Genomic DNA, 25,700 nt, shown 5'->3' on the forward strand with positions numbered 1-25,700 from the left:
TCCCCCGGCGCCGGTAGCCTGCCGTGATGGTCCCGACCGTCGCCTCCGGCGGCATCGAACTCGCGGTGAGCGACCAGCGCAGCGACCTTCCCGGCGTCCTCGTCTTCGTCCATGCCACCGGCTTCTGCAAGGAGACCTGGGGCCCCGTCACGACCCACCTGAGCGAGCTCCCGTCGATCGCCATCGACCAGCGCGGGCACGGCGGTTCGACGGTCGACGAGCCTCCCTTCGACTGGTGGGACCTCGGGCGCGACGTCCTGGCGGTGCTCGATGCCTTTGCCATCACCCGACCCACCATCGGTGTCGGCCACTCGTCGGGAGCGGCCGCTCTCGCCATGGCTGAGTTGCTGCGACCAGGGACGTTCGATCACCTGGTCCTCATCGAGCCGATCACGTTTCCCGGGCCTTACGGTCCCGGCGACGACCATCCTTTGGCCAGGGGAGCCCGAAGGCGCCAGGCCACCTTCGCTTCGCTCGACGATGCGGAACAGCGCTTCCGAGGGCGGGGGCCGTTCAGCCGATGGACGGACGACGCCCTGAGCGCCTACCTGCGGTTTGGCACCGTCCCGACCGCCGACGGCGGCCGCCGACTGGCATGCCCGCCCGACACCGAGGCCGAGTTCTACCGGGCGGCCACCACCCACGCCGCGTGGGAACGGCTCCCCGAGATCGCGTGCCCGATCACCCTCGTCGTCGGCGAGGACTCCGACAGCCACCCTCTCGATTTCGTGGAACGGCTCGCCGCCCGCTTCCAGGACTGCCGGACCACCGTGGTGCCTGGTGCCACCCATTTCGTCCCGATGGAGAAGCCAGAAGAAGTCGCGAAACTCGTCGCGAGCGTGTTCAAGGGGACGGGCGGATAGGCGGACGCTCAACGCTTAACGCTCAACGCAGGAGAAACCGGAAGAAGTGGCGGAGATCATCGCGAGAGTGTTCAAGGAGACGAGCGGATAGGCGGACGCTCAACGCTTAACGCTCAACGCAAGAGAGACAGGCTTTGCGTTAAGCGTTGAGCGTTAAGCGTTCTACGAAACCAGTGGCGGATACCGCTTGCCGATCCGCTCGTCGTCGACTTCGAACTCGAGCTTGCTCTCCACCCTGACCACGCCGGCAACCCTCTTCGTCAGCTCCTCGAACAGGTGAGCCTCGATTCGGTTCTCGAGGCGACCGCTCAGGGTGACGATGCCGTCGTTCACATCGACCCCGATCGCGTCGCGGTCGAGGAAGAGCAGCCGTACGGCCACGTCCTCACGGATCTCGTCCTCGATCACCTCGTCGGGCTTGGTGAAGGCGTTGACGATGTCCGCCCGGCTGATCACACCCATGAGCGCACCGTCTCCGTCGACCACAGGGAGTCGCTTGATGTTGCGCTTGGCCATCACCCGAGCCGCTTCACTGATCGTGGCCTCGGCGGCGATGCTGTGGACCTTGGTCGTCATGACGTCGGACACTTTCTCTACCTCGTGCTCACCGTCGCCCCCGCCGAAGAGTGCCTGGAGGAGCGACAGCCGGTAGGGCTGCTCCCGGTCTGCTTCCCGGCGGAGGTAGTCGCCCTCGGTCACGATCCCGACGAGCTTGCCGCCGTCGAGCACGGGGAGCCCACTCACCTGGTTGTCAATCATGAGACGCGCCGCCTCCTTGAGGCTGGCGTCGGGCGTGGTGGTGACCGGATCGGTTGTCATCAGGTCGAGGACGTTCATGGTCAGTGCTCCTCCTGGGAACGAACGACGAGGACGTCACAGGGAGCATTGTTCACGATCCGGTGGCTGGTGCTCCCGAGCACCATCGAAGCTATCGGACCGCGACCCCGGGTGCCGACCACGATGAGGTCGGCTCCTGAAGTGCTGGCATAGTCGCTGAGTGCGTCGGGCGGATAGCCGTCGAGGTCGACGCGGCTAACGGGCACCTTCGCCTCCCCGAGCACGGAATCGAGGCCGGCCCACACGGACCGCCGCTGCCCGGCGACGATGTCCTCCATGTTCAGGGGGACCCCGCCCATGGCGGCGAGCACCGTGGCGGGTATGTAGGCGGCGTGCGCCACCTCCAGTTCCGCGTCGAGTTGCTCGGCGAGCCGCAGCGCGCGCCGAATCGTGTGCTTGCTCATGTCGCTTTCGTCTACGCCTACGAGGATCTTCATGTCGGCCACTCCTCTGGTGGGTATCGGTGGACTCGTTCCGCGTCGAGACGCGCCGCGTAGGCGGCTGCCTCGCTGCGACGGCCCATGTCCATTTTGGCGAGCAGGTTCGAAACGTAGTTCTTCACGGTCTTCTCGGCGAGGAACATCGCATCGGCGATCTGGCGGTTGGTCATACCCTCGGCGATGTGGTCGAGGATCTTGCGTTCCTGCGGTGACAGCCTCGCAAGCAGCGGATCCTCGCCGCTCTCACCCCGCAGCCTGATGAACGCCCGCTCGGTGGTCTCGGCATCGAGGAGGGACTCACCGCGGCCGACGCGACGGATGCTGTCGAGCAGGTCGACACCCTTGATCTGCTTGAGCACGTACCCGGAGGCTCCGGCCATGATCGAGGAGAACAGAGCCTCGTCGTCGGCGAAGGACGTGAGCATGAGCACCCGGGTCTCGGGCCAGCGGGCCCGAATCTCACGACACGCCTCGATCCCGGTCCCATCGGGAAGTCGTACATCGAGTACGACAACGTCGGGCGTATCGAATCCGACGCGCCGGATCGCCTCGTCGACCGTTCCGGCCTCGCCGACCACCTCGAGATCCGCCTCCGCCTCGATGAGCGTCTTGAGGCCCTGTCGGACCACCTCGTGGTCATCGACCAATTGAATCCGGAGTGCTGAGACCATGGATCGCACGCTACAGGAGGAGGTGCCGCGCCACCCCTGCCGAAGGTCCCTTTTCTCCGACCCGTTGCGACCGGGCCGTAAACTCGCTGTCGTGAAACGCCTCGGGCCGCAGCGCATGCGAGATCTCGTCGAGGCCGCCGCCACGGTCGCCGGGCAGGCGGACCTCGCCGCTCTCCTTCGCGCCAGCGTGGCGACGGCGATGGACCTGACCGGAGCCCGCTACGGGGCCCTCGGTGTCATCGGTGACCAGGGCGGTCTCAGCGAGTTCGTCCATCGCGGCATCGCGCCAAAGGTCGTCGTCGAGATCGGCGACCCACCCAAGGGCCACGGTGTGCTCGGCACCATCACCCGGTTGGGGCAGACGGTCCGCCTCGACGACATCGCCGACCACCCGGACTCGGTCGGCTTCCCGGAGAACCACCCGCCGATGAAGGCGTTCCTCGGCGTGCCGGTTCGCGCCGGCGAGACCGTGTTCGGCAATCTGTATCTGACCGAGAAGGACGGCGGCTTCAGCGAGTCCGATGAGGCCCTCGTCGAGTTCCTCGCGGTCACCGCCGGGGCGGCCGTCTCCACCCTCCGCCTCCAGGAGCGCCTCCGCAGGGTCGCCCTGCAAGAAGACCGGGAGCGAATCGCCCGCGACCTCCACGACTCACTGATCCAGGACCTGTTCGCCGTCGGGCTGAGCCTCCAGTCGTCCCTCGCCCAGCTCGAGAGCGACCCGGAAGCGGTGCGAGATCGGATCGACTCCGCGATGGACCAACTCGACGCGGCGATCGGATCCCTCCGGCGATTCATCTTTGACCTGCGGCCCCCACGCTGGGCCAGACGCGATCTCGAGGCCGACATACGCCTTCTGGTGGCCGATCTGTCACGCCCGCACCGGGTGGCCGTCGAGGTCGACATCGACCCGGCGGCGGCGGCCGTCGACGCGGAGACCACGGGACACCTCGTCGCCATCGTGCGCGAGGCGCTCAGCAACGCGCTCCGCCATGCCCGCGCCCGCCGGATCACGATCCGCGTGTCGGCCGAGCCCGATCGCGTCGTCGCCGCGATCGCGGACGACGGTGAGGGCTTCGACGCGTCGGCGGCCCGAGGTGGGCTCGGCCTGGGCAACATCGCCCGTCGCGCCGCCGAGGCAGGGGGCCGACACACCGTCGAGTCGAGTCCCGGCTCCGGGACCACCGTCCGGGTCGAGATGCCCCGAAGCCGCCCTTAGAGCGCGCGCAAATAGGCTCGCCCTGGGATAAGGTTTCTGCTTGCGACAAGCAGGAACCTCATCGGACCCGCGACCTATTTGCGCGCGCTCTTAGGGGGTGAGCGAATAGGCTCGCCCCGGGGATCAGGTTTCGGCTTGCCACAAGCCGAAACCTGATGAAGCCAGCGACCTATTCGCTCACCCCCTTAGGACTTTCGACCCTCGCCTCCGCGGCGCCGGGTACGCGAGACTGACACCATGTACGCCTACGACTTCGACTCCGCAGCGGCGGTCGGCAAGGACCTGCTCGGCGGCAAGGGCCACGGTCTGGCCACGATGACGGCCCTCGGCCTCCCGGTCCCGCCCGGGTTCACCCTGACCACCCAGGCGTGTCTGGAGTACCTGGCGCAGGGAGCGCTGCCCGACGGCGTATGGGATGACACCCGCTCGGCGCTGGCGCTTCTCGAGACGCGGTCGGAAAGGACCTTCGGGGGTTTCGACGGGACGCCGCTGCTTCTCTCGGTGCGGTCCGGTTCCAAGTTCTCGATGCCCGGCATGATGGACACGGTCCTCGACCTCGGCATGAACGACGCCGTTCATGCCGCGCTGGTGTCGTGGACCGGCAGCGAGCACTTTGCCTGGGATGCTTACCGGAGGTTCGTCCAGACCTACGGCAAAGTCGTCCTGCACATCGACGAAGCGAGGTTTCAGGAGGCGCTGACCGGTCTGCGTGATCGCCGTGGGGTCGCCACCGATGCCGACCTGACTGCCGCCGACCTCGAGGAGGCGACCGGGCTCTTCCAACGGGTCGTCGCCGACAGCGGAGGGTCGATACCCGCCGACCCCCTCGAACAGCTCAGGACCGCGGTCGTCGCCGTCTTCGAGTCTTGGAACAACAAGCGGGCACGCGAGTACCGCCGCCTCCACGATATCGCCCAGGACCTCGGGACCGCCTGCAACGTGCAGATGATGGTGTTCGGGAACCTCGGCGACGACTCCGGGACCGGCGTCTGTTTCACCCGCGACCCGGCTACCGGCGAAGCGGCCCCATACGGCGACTACCTGGCCAACGCTCAGGGCGAGGACGTGGTCGCTGGCATCCGCCGCACCGTGGATCTCGCCGCACTCGCCGGTCGACATCCCGAGCGGCATGCAGACCTCCTCGTCATCATGAAGGGACTCGAACAGCACTACCGGGACATGTGCGATATCGAGTTCACCATCGAGAAGGACCGCCTGTGGATCCTGCAGACCCGGGTGGGAAAGCGCACCGCAGCCGCCGCAGTACGGATGGCTGTCGAGATGGTGGATGAAGAGCTCATCGACCGGGACGCCGCGCTACGACGCGTCGACGCCGCGTCTCTCGAGCAGATGCTTCACCCCAGCCTGAAGACGCCGATCGAGGCCACCCCGATCGCCTCGGGACTCAACGCGTCCCCGGGTGCGGCGTGCGGCCGAGTGGTGTTCAGTGCCGACAAGGCGGTGGAGGTTGCAGCCGGTGGCACGCCGGTAGTCCTCGTCCGCTGGGAGACCACCCCGGACGACATCCACGGGATGGCTGTAGCCGAAGGGATCCTCACCAGCCATGGGGGTCGTACCAGCCATGCCGCCGTCGTGGCTCGCGGTATGGGCACTCCCGCGGTGACCGGTGTGGGCGGCCTCGTCGTGGACGAGGAGGAGCGCCGCTTCACCGCCGGGGGTATCGTCGTCACCGAAGGCGAGACGATCACCCTCGACGGCACGACCGGCAACGTCTACCTGGGCGAACTCCCCCTGGCCCGCCCCGAATTCAGCCCGGAACTGGAGCGGTTGCTGGGCTGGGCCGATGAGGTGAGGACCCTCGGGGTGAGAGCCAACGCCGACGACGGGCGCGCCGCGAGCGAAGCGGTCAAGTGGGGCGCCGAAGGGATCGGCCTCGCCCGCACCGAGCACATGTTCATGGGTGAGCGTCTGCCGATCGTCCGCAACGTGATCCTCGGCAAGGACGTACAACAGTCGCTCGACGACCTCTATCGGGCGCAGGTCGCCGACTTCGAGGACCTGCTCACGGCGATGGACGACCGACCGGTCGTGGTCAGACTCCTCGACCCCCCGCTCCACGAGTTCCTGCCGTCCCTCCTCGATCTGATGGCCGATCGGACCGCCCTCGAGACAGCCGGCCAGGGCACCGCCGCCGTGGACGAGCTCATCGCCGCGGTTCACCGCCTCGAAGAGACGAATCCGATGATGGGCCTGCGCGGTGTTCGCCTCGGCATCGTCCACCCGGAGCTCTATCGCATCCAGGTTCGTGCGGCGATCGAGGCCGTTGGACGGCGCCGTGCGGCGGGAGGCCACCCACATCTCGAGCTGATGATCCCGCTGGTGTCCACCGTCCGCGAGCTGGCGCCGATGCGAGTGATGATCGACGAGGAGACCGAACGCGCCGGGGTCGAACGCCTACCCGTTGGGACGATGATCGAGATCCCGCGTGCCGCTCTGACCGCGGCCGCTCTTGCCGAGCACGTCGACTTCTTCTCGTTCGGCACCAACGATCTCACCCAGATGACCTATGGCATCAGCCGCGACGACGCCCAGGACGCCTTCCTCAACACCTACCTGCGCGAAGGCCTACTCCCCTCGGATCCTTTCGTAACCCTCGACCTCGAAGGCGTCGGCCGTCTTGTCGAGTCGGCGACCGAGGAGGGCAGGAAGGTCCGTCCCGAACTCGAGGTCGGCATCTGCGGCGAGCATGGCGGTGACCCGGCGACAATCGCCTTCTGTCATCGCATCGGCATGAACTACGTGTCCTGCAGCCCGCTGCGCGTGCCGATCGCCCGCCTCGCCGCCGCTCAGGCCGCGCTCGGGGCCGGGGAGGACACCGGCTCCGTCTAGCGGGACACTCGCTCTGATGCCGGCAGGTCGCGGCGAGCCGGAAGCCACGACGAAGCCACCGCACGGACCCGCACGCGGGCGTCCACCACACGCAGCCCGCTTCCCGGCCCGAGCACCTTGACCGGGTTGAGGTCCATCTCGGCGATCTCGGGTACGTCCTCGATCAGCTGACTGAGGCGCAGCAGCATCTCGCCAAGGGCGACGACGTCTCCGGCCTCGCCACCGCGATAGCCCTCGAGGATCCGGGCTGACTTGACCTCGGCGATCATCTCAGTGGCATCCACATCGGTGATCGGATGGATGCGGAAGGCGACGTCGCCGATCAACTCGACGAAGACACCACCGAGCCCGAAGGCGAGGAGCGGGCCAAACGATGGATCCTCGGTCATGCCGACGATGACCTCGTGACCTCCGGGAACGAACTCCTGGATGAGGGCACCGTCGGCGGCGGCGACCACACCGGTCACCTGTCGATATGCCGCCGCCACCTCGTCGGCTCCCTCCACACCGAGCACGATCCCTCCGACATCGCTCTTGTGGAGCGCACTCGGCGCCAACACCTTCACCGCCACCGGTCCGCCGATCTCCTCAGCGCGGGCGACCGCATCGGTTTCCGACGCCGCCACCGCGGCTCGCGCCCGGTGGATGCCGTAGGCGTCCAGCAGCGCATCGGCTTCGGGCGGGTCGAGCCACACGCCGTCGTCGCCGTCGCGCTGGAGAGCCCCCGCCACCACCGCCCGAGCAGCGTCCGGGTCCACGTCGTCGAAGCGCACGAGTTCTCCCTCGGGCCTGGCTCGCCAGGCCGCGTACCGATGGGCCTTGGCCAGGGCACGCGCTGCCGGCTCAGGGAACGGGTAAACCGGCACACGGGTCGAGGCCTCCCCGGGGCGCGGCATCGAGTCGACATCGGCTTCCATGTACACCGCCAGGACGGTCTTGCCCCCGGCCCCGGCGGCGACCGCCTCGTCCACGGCCTTCTGCACCGGACCCAACCCACCGGGCGTGGTGGGGATGAAGACCACGATGACCGAGTCGACCTCGTCGGACTCGAGCAGTACCCGCACCGTCTGTCGGTACTCCTCCGGCCCGGCCGAGGCGATCATGTCGACCGGGTTGCGAACCGCGGCGTCGTCGGAAAGCGGTTCGCGCAGTCTCGCCTGGAGTTCCTCGGAGAACTCGGGTACCTCGAGACCCTCGCTCGACAGCATGTCGACGCCCAGAATCGCGGGACCTCCGGCATTGGTGATCAGACCCACCCGGGCTCCGGCCGGCAACGGCTGGTTGGCCAGAAGGGCTGTGACATCGAAGAGTTCGGCCATCGTCTCGGTACGGATGACACCCGCCTGCCTGAACAGCGCTGCCACCGCCACCTCGACGCTGGCGAGGGCACCCGTGTGACTGCTCGCCGCCCGGGCGCCGGCGAGCGTCCGCCCTGACTTCACGGCGACGATCGGCTTGGTCCTGGCGATCCGACGGGCGATACGAGCGAACCGGCGCGGGTTCCCGAACGATTCGAGGTAGAGCACGATCACATCGGTGGCCGGGTCTCCCTCCCAGTACAGGAGCAGATCGTTGGCGCTGACGTCCGCCTTGTTGCCGACCGACACGAACGTCGAGATCCCGATGTCCAACCGCCTCGCCTGGTCCAGGATGGCGATGCCCAGGGCCCCCGACTGACTCGACATGCCGACGTTGCCCTGCGGCGGGAACGTTGGAGCGAAGGTCACATCGAGGCGCACCGCCGGATCGGTGTTCAGCAGCCCCATGCAGTTCGGGCCGACCATTCGCATACCGGCGTCGCGAACGATCCGCAGCAGTTCCCGTTCGCGTTCTCCGCCCTTCTGGCCGGTCTCGCTGAACCCCGCCGAGATGACCACGAGCCCCCGCACGCCCTTGGTGGCACACTCACGGACCACGTCGAGGACATGGGCAGCCGGGACGACGATGACGGCGAGATCGACGGGATCGGGGATGTCGAGCACCGAGGCATACGCCTTGATAGATCCCACCGAGGTCGCATTGGGGTTGACCGGATAGACGGTGCCCGAGAAGCCCCCGCGCACCAGGTTGCGCAGCAACCGACCCCCGATCGATCGCTCCGAACGGCTGGCACCGACGATGGCGACGCCGTTCGGATAGAAGATCGGCATCAGCGAGGCGGCCACGGCCAGCTGCTCACGCTCACCCGACCGCCGCACCACCTCGCCGGTGAGCTCGACGGGGAACTCGACCCGGTACACCCCTTCGTCGAGGTCCCGGGTCATGTGGAAACCCGAGTTGCGGAACACCCGCATCATGGCGTAGTTGTCCCGGCGCACGAAGGCGCGAAAGGCGGTGATGCCCATACCGGCGGCGTAGGCGGAGAGGTGCATGAGCAGTTGGGTTCCGATGCCGCGACCCTGATGGTCATCCTCGATCGCCACAGCAACCTCAGCGGCTCCCGGTGCATCGGAGGCGACGTCGTACCGTCCCACGCCGACCACAGCACCGCCCACGTCGACCACGAAGGTCATCGACTGCTCGTAATCGACCTCAGTGAGCGCGACGGCGGGGCGGTCGCCGAGCAGTTGCCGCATCCGGTCGTCGGCGCCATCGGTACCCAGCCGTGTCAGCAGGGCAGCGAGCGATCCGGTATCGTCCGGCCGGACCGGGCGTATGTGCGCCAGACCGCCGTCGCGCAATACGACATGGAACTCGTGGCCTGCCGGAGTGGGGACCATGAGGCTGATTGTCGCAGACGGTGGCTGGGCGTGATCACGCGCGACCCGGTCGCGGGAAACCGACGCCGAGGGGCTTGAGCGTGGGGAGTGATCTGCCGATGGATGACAAGGAGCGACGTCAGCCGACGTCGTCCGGCACGATGACAACCACCAACGCCGACCAGACTGCCTTCCAGCGGGTGGCGCACGAGTTGCGCACGCCGCTCACCTCCGTGCTCGGCCTGCTCAGCCTGCTCGAAGACGGTTCGCTCCGGATCGACGACGACGAGGCCCGAGAACTGGCTTCGCTCGGTAGACAAGAAGCCGAGCAGATGCTCGACCTCGTCGACGGCCTGGTGGTGGGCGCCAAGATCGCCCGCGGCGCCCTCGACCCGACGATCGAGGCGATCGACCTCCAGGCACTCACGCACGAGGTGCTACGACGATTCCCCGACGTGGCATCCCGGACCTTCATCCCCATCGACCGCACGGCGGTGGCTCACTCCGACGGTCGATTGGTCAGGCAGATCCTCACCAATCTGTTCCAGAACGTCCAACGCTACGCCCCCGACGGCGCGGTCGAAGTTCGGTTCGAGCACGACGGCGACGCCGTCACCGTGCACGTGTCCGACAGCGGTCCCGGCATCGCCGCTGCCGACGCCGAGCGCGTGTTCTCCGACCCGGGCCCGTCGCCGGGCCTCGGTGTCGGACTCGGCCTGAGCCGCGACCTGGCCCGCCTGCTCCAGGGTGACCTGGTGGTCGCCGCCGAGCCGCTCGGGACGGGAGCCACGCTCAGCCTGACCCTCCCACGGTCGCGCTCGGAGGCAACCCCCATCCGAAACGAGGAACGGCAGAGTGGAGCCGTCACACTGCCCGCTGGCCCCCAGATGCTCGTCGCGGTCACCCACCTGCTCACCGAGCGCGACCTCGATCGGATGGTGGCCGGGATCCACCGGATCCTGTCCGAGCATCTGGACGCCGAGTCGGGTCGCCTGTTGGTCAGGGACCGCAACGGCGAGATCCAATTCGCCGGCGGCCGGGGACATGGTGCAGAAGCGCCCGCCCCGACCACCGCGCTCACCCGACGCGTGCTCGACCGCGGTGAGCCCGAACTGATCAGCGACCTGGAGAACGCCGACCTCGACTGGTACCTCCAGTTGGGGAGTCCCGTCGGCCTCTTCCTGCCGATCCACGGGCCGGACGACGAGGACACCGTCATCGGCCTGCTCGCCGTCGGACTCGCCGAGGACACGCTGTCACCCCGAGCCCTCGAGATCGCCACCGCCATGGCTCGCCTCGCCGGACTCGCCCTGGAGCGGGCGCGCCTCAGCGCCGATGCCGACTACGAGCGTCGGCTCCGATCGAGTGTGCTGGAGGCACTACCGATCGCGGTGTCGGTGTTCACCGGCGACCCGCCCCGGGTCGTAGACATGAACAGACGGGAACGACAGCTGCTCGGCATCGAACACAATGATCAGCGGCCGTCCAACCTTGCGGTCAGCCAGAGAACCTTCGACGTACGGTTCGCCGACGGCACGCCACTCGACCTGACGAACTCGCCGGTGGCGAAGACGATCGCCTCGGGAGAGTCGACCGGACCGTTCTTCGTCAGAGTGACGCGGGCCGACGGATCTCAGGTGCTGACCCGCACCTACTGCGCCCCGTTCTTCGACAAGCACGGCTGCGTCATCGGCGCCGCGGTGACCGCCGAGGAGGTCGACGAGAGCGAAGCTGGCCCCGCCACGTCGATCTAGCCGTCAGGCCAGGGCGACCAGGTCGAGCAGCGAGTCGTCGAAGTAATCGAGCGCACCGTCGGGCATGAGGATCGCCCGATCCGGCCCGAGTTCGGCGACGAAGTCGGTGTCGTGGCTCACCAGGACGATCGTGCCCGTGTAGGCGTGGAGCGCGGCGAGCAGGGCCTCCTTGGCCTGCGGATCCAGGTTGTTGGTCGGCTCGTCGAGCAAGAGGACGTTGTGGCGCCCGATCACCAGTTGAGCCAGCGCGAGTTTGGTCTTCTCCCCGCCGGAGAGTGTCCCGGCGGGCTGATCCACCTTGTCGGCGAGCAGGAAAAGCCCGAGCACCGATCGCAGCGTCTGGTCGGTCTCTCCGGTCGCCACCGCACGCACATGATCCATGACCGTGTGGTCGCGGCGGATCTGCTCGTGCTCCTGGGCGTAGTAGCCGAGGGACACGTTGTGGCCCAGGGTCACCTCCCCGATGTCGGCGCTCTCGACCCCGGCCAGGATCCGCAGCAGGGTCGTCTTCCCGGCGCCGTTGAGCCCCATGATCAGCATGACCTCGCCCCGCTCGAGGTGGACATCCACCTCCACGAACACCACGTTGTCGCCGAACGCCTTGGCCAGCTCGGTGGCGTCGATGGGGATGCGGCCCGAAGGGTCCGGTTGGGGGAAGCGCACCGCGACCGACCGAGCCGACTTCCCGACCTCCACCAGCGATCGCTTCATACGTTCCGCCCGGGTCTGCATGCCCTTGGCGACCTTCGACATCTTCTCGGTACGGCCCATGAATCGTCGAGCCGTCTCCTCGAGTTGGGTGATGCGCTTGTCCTGCTGGACCCGCTCGCGGCGTCGCTGCTCTCGGCGCCGGTCCCGCTCCTGCAGGAAGTACGAGTAGTTGCCCCGGTATGCCTCGATGGCGCCGTTCTCGAGGGATAGCACCGAGGTGATGGCAGCGTCGAGAAGCGGCAGGTCGTGGCTGACCACGAGCAGGGCGCCCGAGTAGTCGGTGAGGAACCCGACGAGCCAGGCCTTCGCATCCATGTCGAGGTGGTTGGTGGGCTCGTCGAAAAGCAGCACATCGGTATTGGCGAAGAGGATGCGAGCCAGCTCGACGCGGCGCCGCTGCCCGCCCGACATGGTTCGCACCGGCTGCGCCATCTCTTCGTCGCTGATCCCGAGCGAGGCGCCGAACCTGCGTGCCTCCGCCTCGGCGTGATAGCCGCCTCGGGCCTGGAACTCGTTTTCGAGGCGCGAGTACTGGCGAATCAGGCGATCCCGGTCGTCGCCATCGGCGACCTCCATTTTGGCTCGCGTCTCCTCCATCCGGAATTGCAGGTCCCCAATCGCCCGCGCCGTCAGGATGCGCTCCAGAGCCGTCGCCTCCGGGTGGTCGAGTTCCGGAAGCGCCGCCTCCTGAGACAGATGCCCGATGATCCCGGAGCGTGCGATCGTTCCCTCCTTGGGTTCCAGGAGGCCGACGAGTGTGCGCAGCAATGTGGTCTTGCCCGCGCCGTTCTGACCGACGAGGCCGACCTTGTCCCCTCGGTGGAGGGCGAAGGAGGCGTCGGTGAGCAGGGTCCGGATGCCGGCCTCGATCGTGAGGCCGCGAGCGATGATCATCAGAGCCAGAGAGGGTAACTACCAGGTGTTCAGTACTTGGTACCTAGACAGCGCACAGCTCACAGCTCACAGCCAGAGGGGGCGACACGTGGTCCCTCCCCCCGAAGGGGGGAGTACCGCCGGGAGCGGAGCGAGCGGCGGGGAGGGGGGAGGGCGAACGCTACGTGGGCATCGCGACACGTCTGGCCTCCCCCTCCGTCATCGGCCTTCGGCCGCTGCCACCTCCCCCGTCGGGGGAGGAGAGTCAGAACGGACCAATCCCGGACCGCGCCCACTCTGCCTGCTGCAGGCTGCCTGCTGCACGCTGCACGCTGCAAGCTGCACGCGGTAGGGGAACGGCGCCGGCGGCGCCGCTCCCCTACCCTCCCGCTGGTGAAGTTCGGGCTCACCTTCGTCAACGCCGCCGCTCCCGGGAGAGAGGCTGCGATCGGGCTGGCCCGAGCGGCCGAAACGGCAGGGTTCGAGTCGCTGTGGACGGTGGAGCACGTCGTCGTACCCAAGGACTACTCATCGGCGTACCCGTACAGCCGCAGCGGCAAGATGGCGGGCGGTGACGACACGTTCGACTCCCCCGACCCGATCGTGTGGCTCGCCGCCATCGCCGGCGTCACCACGACTATCCGGCTCGCCACCGGCATCCTCATTCTCCCCCAGCGCAACCCGCTGATCCTGGCCAAGGAGGTGGCGACACTCGACGTGCTGAGCGCTGGACGAGTCATCCTTGGGGTCGGTGCCGGATGGCTCCGCGAGGAGTTCGAGGCGCTGGCGGTGTCGTTCGACGACCGGGGCGAGCGCCTCGACGAGTACATCGACGTGCTGCGAACGGTTTGGACCTCCGATGTCGCTCGATACCGGGGACGCTTCATCGATTTCGCCGAGCTGTACTCACGCCCGCATCCCATCCAGCGCCCGATACCCATCGTGGTCGGGGGGCACAGCCGCCGCGCCGCTCGCCGCGCCGGCGAGTTGGGCGATGGCTTCTTCCCGGCGAGTGCCTCGAGCGACGAACTCCCCGGTCTGGTGGTCGCCGCCCGGCGCGCCGCCGAGGATGCGGGACGGGACCCGGCGAGCCTGGAGATCACGATGGCGGCCCGGCCCGGGCACGAACACGTGGAAGTCCTCGCCGAGGCCGGGGTGGATCGGGTGGTGGTCCCGGCATACCTCGGGGTGGACGGACTCACCCAATTCGCCGCCGAGGTGATGCCGGCGTTCGCCGAATAGAGCAGGCCCGTGCCTGCGGCACGGGCCGAACTCGTCGACACCGGATGCGGGTCGCTCTTCCGCCAGCGATGCTATCAGCCGACCCCCGCCAGCGTCCACGGGACCGGGCCTCATATAGTCGCCCCATGACGTCGGTCCTCTGGCAACCCCAGCCCCAGCGAGCCGATGCGTCGCTCCTCGCCCGATTCGCCACGGCGGTCGGGTTCGGCGCCGACGACTACGAGGCGCTGTGGCAGTGGTCGGTCGAGGAGTACGGCGAGTTCTGGCAGGCAGTGTGGGATCGGTGCGGAGTCCTCGCCACAGAGCCTCCCTCGACCCCGGTGGGCAGAGAGTCGATGCCCGGAGCCGAGTGGTTCCCCGGGGCACGACTCAACTACGCCCAGAACCTCCTCCGGGGACCGAGCGACGAAGCGGCGCTACTGGTCGCAGGCGAGGATGGGAGCCTCGAGACGATCACCCGAGCCGACTTGTGGGGCCGGGTGGCTCGTGTCCAGGCCGCCCTGCGCGACCTCGGAGTCGGTGTCGGCGACCGGGTAGCCGGCCTGGTCACCAACGGGGCCGAGGCGGTCGTAGCCATGCTCGCCACCGCGGCGTCAGGCGCGATCTGGTCGTCCACCTCACCCGACTTCGGGGCCATGGGTGTGATCGACCGATTCGGACAGATCGAACCCACCGTGCTCATCTGCGTGGACGGGTATCAGTACAACGGGACCGCCTACGACGTGACCGACACCGTCGCCACCGCCGTATCCGCCATCCCGTCGATCCGTCACACCGTCGTCATCGACCGTATCGGCCGCGGCGCTGGCGCCGGTCAGATCGCCTGGGACACTCTCACCTCCACCCCGGCCAGCGACCCGGAGTTCGCCCAGCTGCCCTTCGACCATCCGCTGTTCATCGTGTATTCGTCCGGCACCACCGGACCCCCCAAGAGCATCGTGCACGGCGCTGGCGGCACCCTGCTCAAACACCTGTGCGAGCACCAGTTGCACTCCGACCTCAGACCGGCGGACCGGCTCTTCTGGTTCACCACCTGCGGATGGATGATGTGGAACTGGCTAGTGGGCGGGCTGGGGTCGGGGGCGGCGATCGTCCTGTATGACGGAAGCCCCTCCCACCCTGACCTGGGCGTGCTGTGGCGTCTCGCTGCCTACACCGGGATCACCCATTTCGGCACCAGTCCTCGGTTCCTCGCCGCCAACGCCAAGGGCGGCGTGCGGCCCCGCGACATCGCCGATCTCGGATCGATCCGCTGGATCGGGTCGACCGGCTCCCCCCTCAACCCCAACCAATTCGACTGGGTCTACGACAACGTCTCGCAAGACGTCCACCTCGCATCGATCAGCGGAGGCACCGACATCATCGGCTGCTTCGCCATCGGCGTGCCCACCCTCCCGGTCCGTCGCGGGGAGCTCCAGGCTCGCGCCCTCGGCATGGCCGTCGAGGCCTGGGACGACGAGGGGAGGGCCGTGATCGGTGAAAAGGGTGAACTGGTGTGCACGAAGCCGTTCCCATCGATGCCGGTGGCCTTCTGGAACGACCCGGACGGGAGTGCCTATCACGACGCCTACTTCGCCGAGCACCCGGGGGTGTGGACCCACGGCGATTTCATCGAGATTCGCCCCGAGGGGGGCGTCGTGATCCATGGCCGCAGCGACACGACCCTCAACCCAGGCGGCGTGCGCATCGGTACCGCCGAGATCTACCGGGCGATCGAGACCATGCCGGAGGTAGTGGATTCGATCGTCATCGGCCACGACACCGACGGCGACACGGAGGTGGTCCTGTTCGTGGTGCTCGCCGACGGTGAAGATCTCGACGACGACCTCACCGCTCGGATCAAGAGCACCATCCGTGACCAAACGTCGCCGCGCCATGTGCCGCGCCGAGTGATGTCCATCTCAGAGGTGCCGTACACCATCAGCGGGAAGAAGGTCGAGAAGGCGGTGAGGCTCGCCGTCGCCGGCAAGGCCATCACCAACCGCGATGCCCTGGCCAACCCGTCATCGCTGGATCAGTTCGTCGGCATCCTCGACTGAACGGGACCCCTGGTCCAACCCGTAGGATCGGGCGAACACGGGGAGGTACCACCATGAACGAAGCACTCGACCGTCTCGCCCGGGACTACTGGGAGTACATCCTGGAGGAACACCCGACTCAGGCGCTCATGCTCGGCGACCATCGCTACGACGGCCGCTTCGAGGACGCGTCCCGTGCCGCCGAGGATCGTGCCATCGGCCGGTCGCGTGAGTTCGCTGCGGCGGCAGAGGCGATCGACCCGGGGGACCTCACCGATGACGAGCGCATCACGCGCGAGGTCCTCATCTTCGAGGCGTCGAGCCGGGCCGATGTGGCCGCCACCCGCCTCGCCGAAGCGTATGTCAGCCATACGATCGGGGTTCAGGCGATGCTGCCGGTGGAACTCCCGCAGTACCCGCTCACCGCGCCAGAACATGCCGCGGCGATGCCGGAGCGCTTCCACGGCATCGCCGCCTACTTCGATGCTGCCGCCGACCGACTCAAGGATGGTGTCGCTGCTGGCCGGGTGCCGATCGCATCGACAGCCCTCAAGACGATCGCCATGACCGACGAACTGCTCGCCGCAGATGGCGATGGGGACCCGTTGGTGAAGCTGAAGGCCCCCGAGGGATGGGACGGAGAAGCGGCCTGGCGTGCGGAGATGGCGCAGGTGGCCGCCGACGTGGTGCGCCCCGCCCTGCGCAGGTGGCGAGATGTCATCGCCGACACCGTGGTACCGGCGGGTCGCTCGGACGACCAACCGGGACTCTGCCACCTTCCCGGCGGGGAGGTGGCGTATGCCGCGACCCTCTACCGATACACGACCACCGACAAGCAGCCGCAGGAGATCCACGACGTCGGCCTCGCCCAGATCGAGTCGCTCGCCGACGAGTACCGGACCCTCGGAGCCGAGGTCCTCGGGACCTCCGATCTCGACGAGATCTTCGAACGGTTACGCGACGACCCGGACCTGCATTTCGAGGACGGTCCGACGATCGTGGCGGCGGCCGAAGCAGCGATGGCCAAAGCCAAGGCCGCCATGGGCGATTGGTTCGGCCGACTTCCGGTCGCCGACTGTCGGGTGATGGAGACGGCATCCGGGCCGACTGCCTTCTACTTCAGGCCGGCGGCCGACGGGTCGCGTCCGGGGATCTTCTTCGTGAACACCGCCGAACCCACCCGGTGGCACACCTTCGAGATCGAGTCGATGGCATATCACGAGGGCATTCCGGGACATCACCTGCAGCTAGCGATCGCCGGCGAGCTCGAGGGGGTGCCCGAGTTCCGCAAGCAAGCCTTCATCGCCGCCTACGGCGAGGGTTGGGGGCTGTACACCGAACGACTCGCCGACGAGATGGGCTTGTACTCGGGCCCGCTGGAGCGGATCGGCATGCTCTCCGCCGACTCGATGCGAGCGGGCCGACTGGTGGTCGATACCGGCATCCACGCCATGGGGTGGACCCGCCAGCAGGCGATCGACTACTTCCGGAAGAATTCGCCGATGACCCTGACCACCACCGAGAACGAGGTGGATCGGTACATCTCGTACCCCGGCCAGGCGACCTCCTACATGATCGGGCGGCTCGAGATCCAGCGCATGCGCCGCCAGGCCGAGGAGGCGCTCGGGGACCGCTTCACCATCAAGGGATTCCATGACACCGTGCTCAGCAGCGGCCTCGTCCCCCTGGGCACCCTGGATCGGATGGTGAGCGACTGGGCGGCATCGGCCTCATGACGCTCGAGAGAAGCCTGACGGTGCTTCGATCCAGGATAACGACGCCGTCTGTGCAAAGATGGACTCGCCAACGGCAAACCGAGGCGGCAATGGAGGTGCGTGTTGGCTGAGACGAAGTGGATGGTCTGGATCGACCAGGACCTCTGCACCGGCGATGGCATTTGCGAGGAGATCGCACCCGATGTCTTCCGCGGTCGCGACGACGGTCTTTGGGTCGTCAAAGAAGAAGCGAAGCATTTCGACAAGGCCATCCTGTTCGACGGCGGCGATGGCGACGGGCACGGGCCTGACGGCGCTCGCGGTGTGGCTCGCGTCCCCGACTCCCAGGTCGACATCGTGATCGAGGCGGCCGAAGAGTGCCCGGGCGAGTGCATCATGATCGAGCCCTACAACGCCGATTCGATCGCCAAGCGAGGAGCCTAAGGCCGGTTGCCAGTCGCCAGTCAAACCGTCCTGGCTGTTGACTGTTGACTGTTAGCTGCTCTGTACCAAGGAGACGCGCTGCGAGGTTTGCGTAGCGATCGCCCTCCCCCCTCCCCTCCGGTCGCTGCGCTCCCTGCGGGACTCCCCCCTTCGGGGGGAGGGACCACCTATCTCCGCCTCTGGCTGTGAGCTGTGAGCTGTGAGCTCTGTCTGCTCTGTACCAAGTACTAAGTCCAAATACCTTCTTGGCTGTGCCCGGGGAGGGATTCGAACCCCCACGCCCCTTTCGGGACCTCGGATTTTAAGTCCGACGCGTCTGCCGTTTCGCCACCCGGGCTGCGTCCGGCAGCGTACCGATGCCCCGAGCAACCCCGGAACCTATGCTCCCCCGAACTGCCACTGACCACTGGCATTGGCCACCGGAGGCTGAATCGGTGTCTGAACACGGCGAACACCCCGCCCTCCTCCGGGATGGGACCACCGTCACGGTGCGCCCGATCCGACCCGAAGACAAGGAGGCCCTCGCCGCCGGACTGAGCCGGGTCTCCCCCGAGTCCCGATATCGACGCTTCCTGCGTCCGGTGACCAGTCTGTCACCGAAGGAGCTCGCCTACCTCACCGAGATCGACTACAGCAACCACTTCGCCTGGGTGGCGGTCGACCCCGACGATGACCAGCACGGCCTCGGCGTCGCCCGCTACGTACGCGATGCCAAGGATCCGACGATCGCCGAGGCCGCCGTGATCGTCGTCGACGACTACCAGAGCAAGGGCCTGGGCACGATCCTGCTGAGACTCCTCGTCGCCACCGCCCTCGACAACGGGATCACGACGTTTCGCGGATGGGTGCTCGGGGACAACGTCGAGATCCTCCGCCCGCTGGAACGGCTCGGCGCCCTTCGCAGGGCAGACAAAGGAGTCCTCCGCATCGAGGTCGACCTCAACGCGGCGTTCGATGGATCGAGCATCCAAGACGCCCTGCGGGCCGTGGCGGCCGGAGAGTTCACCCCCGAACCGGGAGCCTGACCGTGGAGATCGACCACGTCATCCTCCTGGTCGACGATCTCGCAACCGGTCACGACTGGATGTACGGGATCCACGGGCTGGAGTCGGTGCCGGGTGGGAGACACGACGGTCACGGGACCGCCAACCGGATCGTCCCCCTCGGGTCCACCTACCTGGAGCTGATGGCGGTCGTCGATCCGACCGAGGCCGGTGCCAGCGAGATGGGCCGCTGGGCGATGCGCCAGGCGGAGCCGACCCCACGACCTGCCGCCCTGTGCCTTCGCACCGACGACGCCGGCTCGGTCGCCGCCCGCTTCGACGCCAAACCGATCGCCATGTCGCGCACCCGACCCGATGGCTCGACCCTCGCGTGGCGTCTGGTGGGAGCCTCCGACGTGTTCTCCGGCACGACCAGCGTGTTCTTCATCCAATGGGATGATCCCGGGGTGCACCCTGGGGCAGTGGCGGCAGAGCACCGGGTGACACCAACGGGAGGGCTGTCCCTCGTGCTGGCCGGAGAGCACCACGATCTGGATCTTCGCCTCGGGCTACACGGTCTGCCGATCACCGTCGAAGACGGTCCGCCGGGCGTGGTCTCGGTGACAGTCGACACCACCGACGGTCCGATCACGCTGATCTGAGAGTCCGGGCGGGCACGCAGCCGGTTCCACGCCGTCCTACCCGTGGCTCGCCAGCTCCATCGCCACCCCATCGAGGAGGTCCCGCACCGACACCGTCACCGCGTCTACCGCCACGTGGCGGGCTGCCTCGGCGGCGACGATGGCACCCCCAAGGATGGCCGGTGCGCGAGCCGGGTCGAGTGATGGGATCGCCGCCGTTTGCTCTATGGACAGTCCGGCAAGCGCACCGACGAGACCGTCGAGCGCCCTCTGCGTCATGCCCCTGCCCTCGACCACCGTGGGGGCATCGCTCTCGGAGGCGGCGATGCCGGCCAGGGAGGTGAAGGTCCCCCCGACGCCGACCGCGCGCGATGGCCGCCCCGGCAAGGTGACAGAGGCGAACAGATCGCGAACATGGGCGGCGGCCGCGGCGATCTGCTCGGACGTTGCCGGTCGATCGGGCAGGAGGCGGTCGGTGAGCCGCACCGACCCGATGTCGATACTCACCATGTAGTCGGGTCGGGTACCGCCGAACACGAACTCGGTGCTGCCACCACCGGGGTCGATGACCACTACCGGCATGGACCCGGGCAACCATCGGGTCGCTCCCCGGAACGACAGTCGCCCCTCCTCGTCACCCGAGATCACCCGTGGCCGCACCCCGATCACTGTGGCGACCCGGTCGAGGAAGGCATCGGCATCGGCCGCGTCCCGGCTGGCCGACGTGGCGACAGCGGATCGACGGGCCACCCCCGCGTCGTCCATCCTCTCGGCGAAGCCGCCGAGAGCGGCGAGGGCGCGTTCCACCGCATCGGGGTCGAAGCGACGAGCTCGATCGACGCCGCGGCCGAGTCCCACGACGACGCTGTGGCGCTCCACCTCCGACGGCGGATCCGTTGAGGCGTCGGCGATCAGCAGGCGCACCGTGTTGGTCCCGATGTCGACCGCCCCGACCATCATGTCGGCTCGGTCCACTCCGAGTTGCGCACCACACCGTCCGGGGTGGCGACGATGCACCGGGTCGTGCAGTCGAGCGGTTCGACCTGATCGGCCACCCACTCCCCGACCGGGTTGTCGTTGCCTGCGGCATGATCGGCGTAGTGGGCGTGCAGACACTTGACGCCGCCCTTGCTGCCGGCGACTCCCCCCGACGGGCGCGGCGCGGCGTCGACCGGCACGGCCGCATCTCGCTCGCGTCGGTACCGCTCGTGCGCCGCGGCGAGCCGCTCACCGAATACCGGGTCGGACACACGCCGACGATCCATGCTGGCGACGCCACCCGCCGCCTCGATCCGATCGATCCGCACCACCGCCAGCGGACAGCTCAGCCAGTACCGGGTCGGGAACGGGGTCCCATCGTCCAGGCGCGGCGGGACGCGGGTCACCACCGGGAGCTCGAGGTGACACCGGACAACGACGTCGGCTTCGGAACGCAATGGCCGGCCCAACTGCGCGGCGACGACCTCGCGATCACCCATCGGTGATCAGGTCACGCCCGGTGAGGACGTCCCAGACGGCCCGCCACCACGGCTTGTCCTCCGCCGGGGTCGAGGGGAGGGCCCCGACGTCGTCGGCCGAGGCGTCGACCGGCACCGACACGTACCCGATCTCACCGGGCATCACGAGCCCGAAGTTCTCGCGGGCGAGCCGTTCCACCTCCTCGAGGCTCTGGAGGGCGGCCACCTCCCGCTCCAGACGCCGGTTCTCCTCGACGAGGGCACCGAGCTTGCGCTCCGAGAGCTCCACCGCTCGATCGCTGGCAATGATCTGGCGAAACGGAAGGATCCCGGACAAGCCCATGGCCACGACCACCACGAGGAACAGCGCCGACACGCCGATCAGTCCTATCCCGCGGCGGTTGCGTCTCACGGGAGCCTCCCCAGGGCATCCCAGCCGCCGTAACGAGCGTTGGGCCCCAGCGCCTCCTCGATTCTCAGCAGCTGGTTGTACTTGGCCGTGCGCTCCCCTCGAGCCGGTGCCCCGGTCTTGATCTGACCTGAGTTGGTGGCGACGGCGAGGTGAGCGATGAAGGTGTCCTCGGTCTCGCCCGAACGGTGGGACACGACCCGGCGGTAGCCGGCGCTCTCCGCCGCCTCCATGGTGTGGAGGGTCTCCGACAGGCTGCCGATCTGGTTGAGCTTGATCAGGATGGCGTTCGCCACCCCCGCATCGATGCCACGACGCAACAGGTCCCGGTTGGTGACGAACAGGTCGTCGCCGACGAGCTGCACACGCTGTCCGAGACGCTCGGTCAGGATTCGCCAGCCGTCCCAGTCAGCCTCGTCGAGCCCGTCTTCGATCGACACGATCGGATAGTCGGAGACCAAGCCCGCCAGGTAATCGACCATCTCCGCAGCGGTGAGGGAGCCCCCCTCCAGGTCGTAGGTGCCCTCGCGATGAAACTCGGTTGCGGCCACGTCGAGGGCGAAGGCGATCTGCGTACCAGGCTCGTAGCCGGCCAACTCGACCGCCTCGACCAGCAAGTCGAGCGCCTGGCGGCTGCCCGCCAGATCCGGAGCAAAACCGCCCTCATCGCCGACGTTGGTCGAGAGGCCACGCCCGGCCAGGACCCGACGCAGCGCGTGATAGGTCTCGACGCCGGCGCGCAACGCATCGCGGTACGTCCCGAATCCGGCAGGGACCAGCATGAATTCCTGCACGTCGATCGAGTTGGCGGCATGGGCTCCCCCGTTGACGACGTTGAGGAGCGGAATCGGCAGCACTCGTGCTGATGGACCCCCCAGGTACCGAAACAGCGGCATGTCGGAACCGGTGGCGGCAGCCCGGGCCACGGCCAATGACACGCCGAGGATGGCATTGGCACCGAGGTTGCCCTTGTTGGGCGTGCCGTCGAGGTCACGCATCGCCTGGTCGATGCCCTCCTGGTCGAGCGCGTCGCGTCCGACCAGTGACGGTGCGATGGTGTCTACGACGTTGCGGACGGCCCGCGTCACGCCCTTCCCGCCGAAGCGGTCGCCGCCGTCTCGAAGCTCGATCGCCTCGAGAGCCCCCGTCGAAGCCCCCGAGGGAACCACCGCACGGCCGAAGTGACCGCCAGCGAGCGTCACCTCGACCTCGACGGTTGGGTTACCCCGGGAGTCGAGGACTTCGCGAGCCTGGATCGATCGGATCGTCACAGGCCCTCCTTTGGAAGGTGGAAGGTAGTCGGAAGATCGCGGTACATGGAGGATTGAGCTGGGGGGCGGGCAGCTCATGGCTCATGGCTCATGGCCAGAGGGCGGTACTTGGTCGTCCGCAAAGGAACTCATCGCGCGGTCCCCTCCCCCGAAGGGGGAGGTGGATCGGCCTTAAGGGCCGAGACGGAGGGGGGAACCAGACGCGTCGCGAGGCCCACGTAATGATCGCCCTCCCCCCTCCCCTGACGGCTCCGCCGCCAGGTACTCCCCCCTTCAGGGGGAGGAACCGCAAGAGAACCTCATCACGAGGTCCCTTTGGCTCTTTCCCACCGCTCATCCATCTCCGCGAGGGTGAGTCCCCGGATGTCACCTTCCGCTTCGATGGCCCGGAAGCGGCGCTCGAATCGCGCCACCGTGCGGCGCAGGGCCTGCTCGGGGTCGATGCCGAGGTGCCGCGCCACGTTGACCAAGGAGAACAGCAGGTCCCCGAACTCGTCGGAGCGGCCGGACCCCTCCGCCTCGGCGAGTTCTGCCACCTCCTCGGCCACCTTGTCGAGCGGTCCCTCCACCGACGGCCAGTCGAACCCGACGGAGGCGGCCCGGGCCTGTGTCTCGAACGCCCTGGCGAGCGCCGGAAGGCCGACCGGGATGCCGTCGAGGCGTGAGTGGCGGCCCTTCTCGTCCTGCTTGATCGCCTCCCAGTTCGCCATGACCTGTTCGGGCGTGGTGGCGTCGACGGTGCCGAAAACGTGTGGGTGCCTCGTGACGAGCTTGCGTCTGACACCCTCGGCGACCTCCTCGATGCCGAACATGCCGGCCTCGGATGCGAGCGTGGCGTGCAGGACCACCTGGATGAGCAGGTCACCGAGCTCCTCCTCGAGTTCGACGTACCCGGCGACGTCGGGGGCGCCGAGGGGAGCCTCCGCAGGGAGCCGCTCGATCGACTCGAGTACCTCGTGGGCCTCCTCGAGGAGGTGTTTGGCGAGCGAGTGGTGGGTCTGCTCACGATCCCAGGGGCAGTCCAGTCGGAGGCGGGCGCTGGTCCGAACCAATCCCGGCCAGCCCGGGGCGGGAACGTCGACGAACAGACTGACCCGCAGTCCGGCATGGCTCGAACGGAGCTCGCCGAGCGGGAGCCGCAGCAGCCCCGGGCTCTCCCCGCCAGCGTCGGTCACCAGGGTCACTTCCGCGTCGGCATCCAACACGGTGAGCAGCCCGTCACGCACCGCGTCGATGGCCATCGCCGAGTCGAGCTGGCCGATGAGCGTGGGAAGCCCCAAGAGGAGCGGATACGGCAGATCGTGAGCGTCGAGCACCGCAAGTCCCCGCTCGAGCGGATCGATCCCCAGCGCCCCCAGGGCAGCCTCGATGAACGACGGCGCGACGACCACATCGACCGCCACCCCGGCCTGGCGCAGCAACCCGACGACCCGCTCACCCACGATCGGAGACCCCGGAACGGCGTAGACGACGGGTCCGGAGAGCGCCAGATCGACCAGGCGAGCCACGATCGCGGCGTACACGCCATCGAACGTCTCAGCCGACTCGTAGAGGTCGTCGCAGGTCACCACCTGGCGTTGCGCTGCCAGCTCCCGCGCTGCCGGATGATCGAGCGTGCGCACCACCACCGTGGCTCCCGCGTCGAGAAGGATGCCCGCAGCCCGTGCCGAGATCCAATCCAGGCCAGCCGGACCGAGTCCGACCGCCTGGATGCCACTCATTCGGCGTCGGGGGCCTGAATGCCCGTGGGGGACCAGGTCCCGTACTGCGGCTCGACATGGACCTCGGCGGCTCGCAGGGTGTCGTTGACCCAGTTGTTCCACGCGAAGCCGGCGTCGACACCGGACAGATACGCCAACGGATCGGATTCGACCAGGGCGCGATCGAGCACCTCCCGGTCGGACACGATGAGGATGTGGAACCCGAACTGAGTCTGCACCGGGCCGGTCGGCACCGCGATGTCGGCCTGCACCGAGGCGTATGCGAAGTCGGTCACGTACTCACTGGCGGGTCGGCAGCCCAGGTCACCGCGCTCGGAAGTGTCGAGGGACACGTCGGCGGCCACATCACCGATGTCCTCACCGTCATCGAGCCGCTCGAGGACGTCCAATGCCTCGTCTTCGGTGGCGACCAGCACGTGCTGGACGCATACGGTGGTCACCCCGATGCCATCGCGGTAGAGCGTGTCGAGAAACTCTGCCGAGCGCAGCACTTGGGCCGACACGAGTGCCCGAATCACGGCGAGCTCGGCGTTGAATCGGACCATGCCCATCCCAGCATTGGGGACGCCGAGGGCGTCGGACGGAGTGACGCCACGGGCCGTCAGGTCGGCCTGCATCTCCTCGAACGTGCGATCGACCTCGGCCGGGTCCAGCTCGAGATCGAAATCAGCCTCCATGGCGTCGAGCAACACCTCGAGGGCAGACAGCCGGAACAGAGCAGAGCGAAGATCGTCGCCGATCGGCATCGACCGCGCCTCGAACAGCGCGGCGACATCGCCTTCGGTGATGGTGGCATCGCCGACACGCGCCATCACCGCTCCACTGCCGCCGCAGGAGACGGCGAACAGGCAGGCGAGAGCCAGGGGGACGATCTTGTGCAAAGGG

Annotated in this window: 21 protein-coding genes and 1 tRNA gene; 10 read left to right on the top strand and 12 right to left on the bottom strand. The window is 67.9% G+C overall.

Annotation, left to right across the window (positions count from 1 at the left end):
* The first annotated feature begins 26 nt into the window (after positions 1–26).
* The gene (locus WEA29_04375; GenBank protein MEX2322990.1) at positions 27–863 is read left to right on the top strand and encodes an alpha/beta hydrolase; all 837 of its coding nucleotides are present in this window, start codon (positions 27–29) and stop codon (positions 861–863) included.
* 162 nt (positions 864–1,025) lie between these two features.
* Here WEA29_04375 and WEA29_04380 read toward each other — a convergent pair whose 3' ends face one another.
* The 3 genes from WEA29_04380 to WEA29_04390 are packed head-to-tail and all read right to left on the bottom strand — an operon-like array spanning position 1,026 to position 2,811.
* Positions 1,026–1,700, bottom strand: a complete 675-nt coding sequence (locus WEA29_04380; GenBank protein MEX2322991.1) for a CBS domain-containing protein — start codon at positions 1,698–1,700, stop codon at positions 1,026–1,028.
* 2 nt (positions 1,701–1,702) lie between these two features.
* Complete coding sequence (locus tag WEA29_04385) at positions 1,703–2,137, bottom strand: universal stress protein (protein MEX2322992.1); 435 nt, start codon at positions 2,135–2,137, stop codon at positions 1,703–1,705.
* Entirely contained in the window at positions 2,134–2,811 is a 678-nt protein-coding gene (locus WEA29_04390) for a response regulator transcription factor (GenBank protein ID MEX2322993.1), read from the bottom strand. The genes WEA29_04385 and WEA29_04390 overlap by 4 nt, the downstream gene beginning before the upstream one ends.
* Positions 2,812–2,902: 91 nt before the next feature.
* Between WEA29_04390 and WEA29_04395 the strand changes: the two genes are divergently transcribed.
* Together WEA29_04395 and ppdK are read left to right on the top strand one after the other, a co-directional pair.
* Positions 2,903–4,027, top strand: coding sequence for a GAF domain-containing sensor histidine kinase (locus WEA29_04395; GenBank protein ID MEX2322994.1), 1,125 nt, complete (start codon positions 2,903–2,905; stop codon positions 4,025–4,027).
* Positions 4,028–4,264: 237 nt separating this feature from the next.
* A complete protein-coding gene (gene ppdK, locus WEA29_04400; protein ID MEX2322995.1) occupies positions 4,265–6,877 on the top strand; it encodes a pyruvate, phosphate dikinase in 2,613 nt (870 codons plus the stop codon).
* On the opposite strand, the gene WEA29_04405 is transcribed toward ppdK, so the two are convergent.
* On the bottom strand, positions 6,874–9,597 hold the full coding sequence (locus WEA29_04405) for a GNAT family N-acetyltransferase (GenBank protein ID MEX2322996.1): 2,724 nt from the start codon (positions 9,595–9,597) through the stop codon (positions 6,874–6,876). The two genes, ppdK and WEA29_04405, sit on opposite strands and share 4 nt — an antisense overlap.
* A gap of 98 nt (positions 9,598–9,695) precedes the next feature.
* On the opposite strand from WEA29_04405, the gene WEA29_04410 reads away from it, so the two are divergent.
* Complete coding sequence (locus tag WEA29_04410; protein MEX2322997.1) at positions 9,696–11,330, top strand: ATP-binding protein; 1,635 nt, start codon at positions 9,696–9,698, stop codon at positions 11,328–11,330.
* 3 nt (positions 11,331–11,333) lie between these two features.
* Here the strand turns inward: WEA29_04410 and WEA29_04415 are convergent, their stop codons facing one another.
* Positions 11,334–12,935 (bottom strand): ABC-F family ATP-binding cassette domain-containing protein, encoded by a 1,602-nt coding sequence (locus tag WEA29_04415; GenBank protein ID MEX2322998.1) that lies wholly within the window; start codon positions 12,933–12,935, stop codon positions 11,334–11,336.
* Positions 12,936–13,307: 372 nt separating this feature from the next.
* On the opposite strand from WEA29_04415, the gene WEA29_04420 reads away from it, so the two are divergent.
* The 4 genes from WEA29_04420 (at position 13,308) to WEA29_04435 (ending at position 18,333) form a co-directional block, all read left to right on the top strand.
* A complete protein-coding gene (locus WEA29_04420) occupies positions 13,308–14,156 on the top strand; it encodes an LLM class F420-dependent oxidoreductase (GenBank protein MEX2322999.1) in 849 nt (282 codons plus the stop codon).
* Between the two features lie 125 nt (positions 14,157–14,281).
* Positions 14,282–16,195, top strand: coding sequence for an acetoacetate--CoA ligase (locus WEA29_04425; GenBank protein MEX2323000.1), 1,914 nt, complete (start codon positions 14,282–14,284; stop codon positions 16,193–16,195).
* Positions 16,196–16,248: 53 nt separating this feature from the next.
* Positions 16,249–17,910, top strand: a complete 1,662-nt coding sequence (locus tag WEA29_04430; protein ID MEX2323001.1) for a DUF885 domain-containing protein — start codon at positions 16,249–16,251, stop codon at positions 17,908–17,910.
* A 120-nt stretch (positions 17,911–18,030) separates the two neighbouring features.
* Positions 18,031–18,333, top strand: a complete 303-nt coding sequence (locus WEA29_04435) for a ferredoxin (protein ID MEX2323002.1) — start codon at positions 18,031–18,033, stop codon at positions 18,331–18,333.
* Positions 18,334–18,585: 252 nt separating this feature from the next.
* On the opposite strand, the gene WEA29_04440 is transcribed toward WEA29_04435, so the two are convergent.
* Positions 18,586–18,670, bottom strand: a tRNA-Leu gene (locus tag WEA29_04440).
* Positions 18,671–18,767: 97 nt separating this feature from the next.
* Here WEA29_04440 and WEA29_04445 point away from each other — a divergent pair.
* Together WEA29_04445 and WEA29_04450 are read left to right on the top strand one after the other, a co-directional pair.
* Positions 18,768–19,358: a GNAT family N-acetyltransferase gene (locus WEA29_04445; GenBank protein MEX2323003.1), complete on the top strand. Its 591-nt coding sequence runs from the start codon at positions 18,768–18,770 to the stop codon at positions 19,356–19,358.
* 2 nt (positions 19,359–19,360) lie between these two features.
* A complete protein-coding gene (locus tag WEA29_04450) occupies positions 19,361–19,978 on the top strand; it encodes a VOC family protein (GenBank protein MEX2323004.1) in 618 nt (205 codons plus the stop codon).
* Between the two features lie 36 nt (positions 19,979–20,014).
* Here WEA29_04450 and WEA29_04455 read toward each other — a convergent pair whose 3' ends face one another.
* The 6 genes from WEA29_04455 to WEA29_04480 form a co-directional block, all read right to left on the bottom strand.
* On the bottom strand, positions 20,015–20,932 hold the full coding sequence (locus WEA29_04455; GenBank protein ID MEX2323005.1) for an exopolyphosphatase: 918 nt from the start codon (positions 20,930–20,932) through the stop codon (positions 20,015–20,017).
* A complete protein-coding gene (locus tag WEA29_04460) occupies positions 20,914–21,435 on the bottom strand; it encodes a DUF501 domain-containing protein (GenBank protein ID MEX2323006.1) in 522 nt (173 codons plus the stop codon). The genes WEA29_04455 and WEA29_04460 overlap by 19 nt, the downstream gene beginning before the upstream one ends.
* The gene (locus WEA29_04465) at positions 21,428–21,826 is read right to left on the bottom strand and encodes a septum formation initiator family protein (protein ID MEX2323007.1); all 399 of its coding nucleotides are present in this window, start codon (positions 21,824–21,826) and stop codon (positions 21,428–21,430) included. The genes WEA29_04460 and WEA29_04465 overlap by 8 nt, the downstream gene beginning before the upstream one ends.
* Positions 21,823–23,094, bottom strand: a complete 1,272-nt coding sequence (eno, locus tag WEA29_04470; protein MEX2323008.1) for a phosphopyruvate hydratase — start codon at positions 23,092–23,094, stop codon at positions 21,823–21,825. The genes WEA29_04465 and eno overlap by 4 nt, the downstream gene beginning before the upstream one ends.
* A 302-nt stretch (positions 23,095–23,396) precedes the next feature.
* Positions 23,397–24,815 (bottom strand): nucleoside triphosphate pyrophosphohydrolase, encoded by a 1,419-nt coding sequence (mazG, locus tag WEA29_04475; protein MEX2323009.1) that lies wholly within the window; start codon positions 24,813–24,815, stop codon positions 23,397–23,399.
* Positions 24,812–25,696, bottom strand: a complete 885-nt coding sequence (locus WEA29_04480) for a peptidylprolyl isomerase (GenBank protein ID MEX2323010.1) — start codon at positions 25,694–25,696, stop codon at positions 24,812–24,814. The genes mazG and WEA29_04480 overlap by 4 nt, the downstream gene beginning before the upstream one ends.
* Positions 25,697–25,700 lie beyond the last annotated feature (4 nt).

The sequence above is a fragment of the Acidimicrobiia bacterium genome, assembly GCA_040902765.1.
Classification (GTDB): Bacteria; Actinomycetota; Acidimicrobiia; order Spongiisociales; family UBA11373; genus DATKBG01.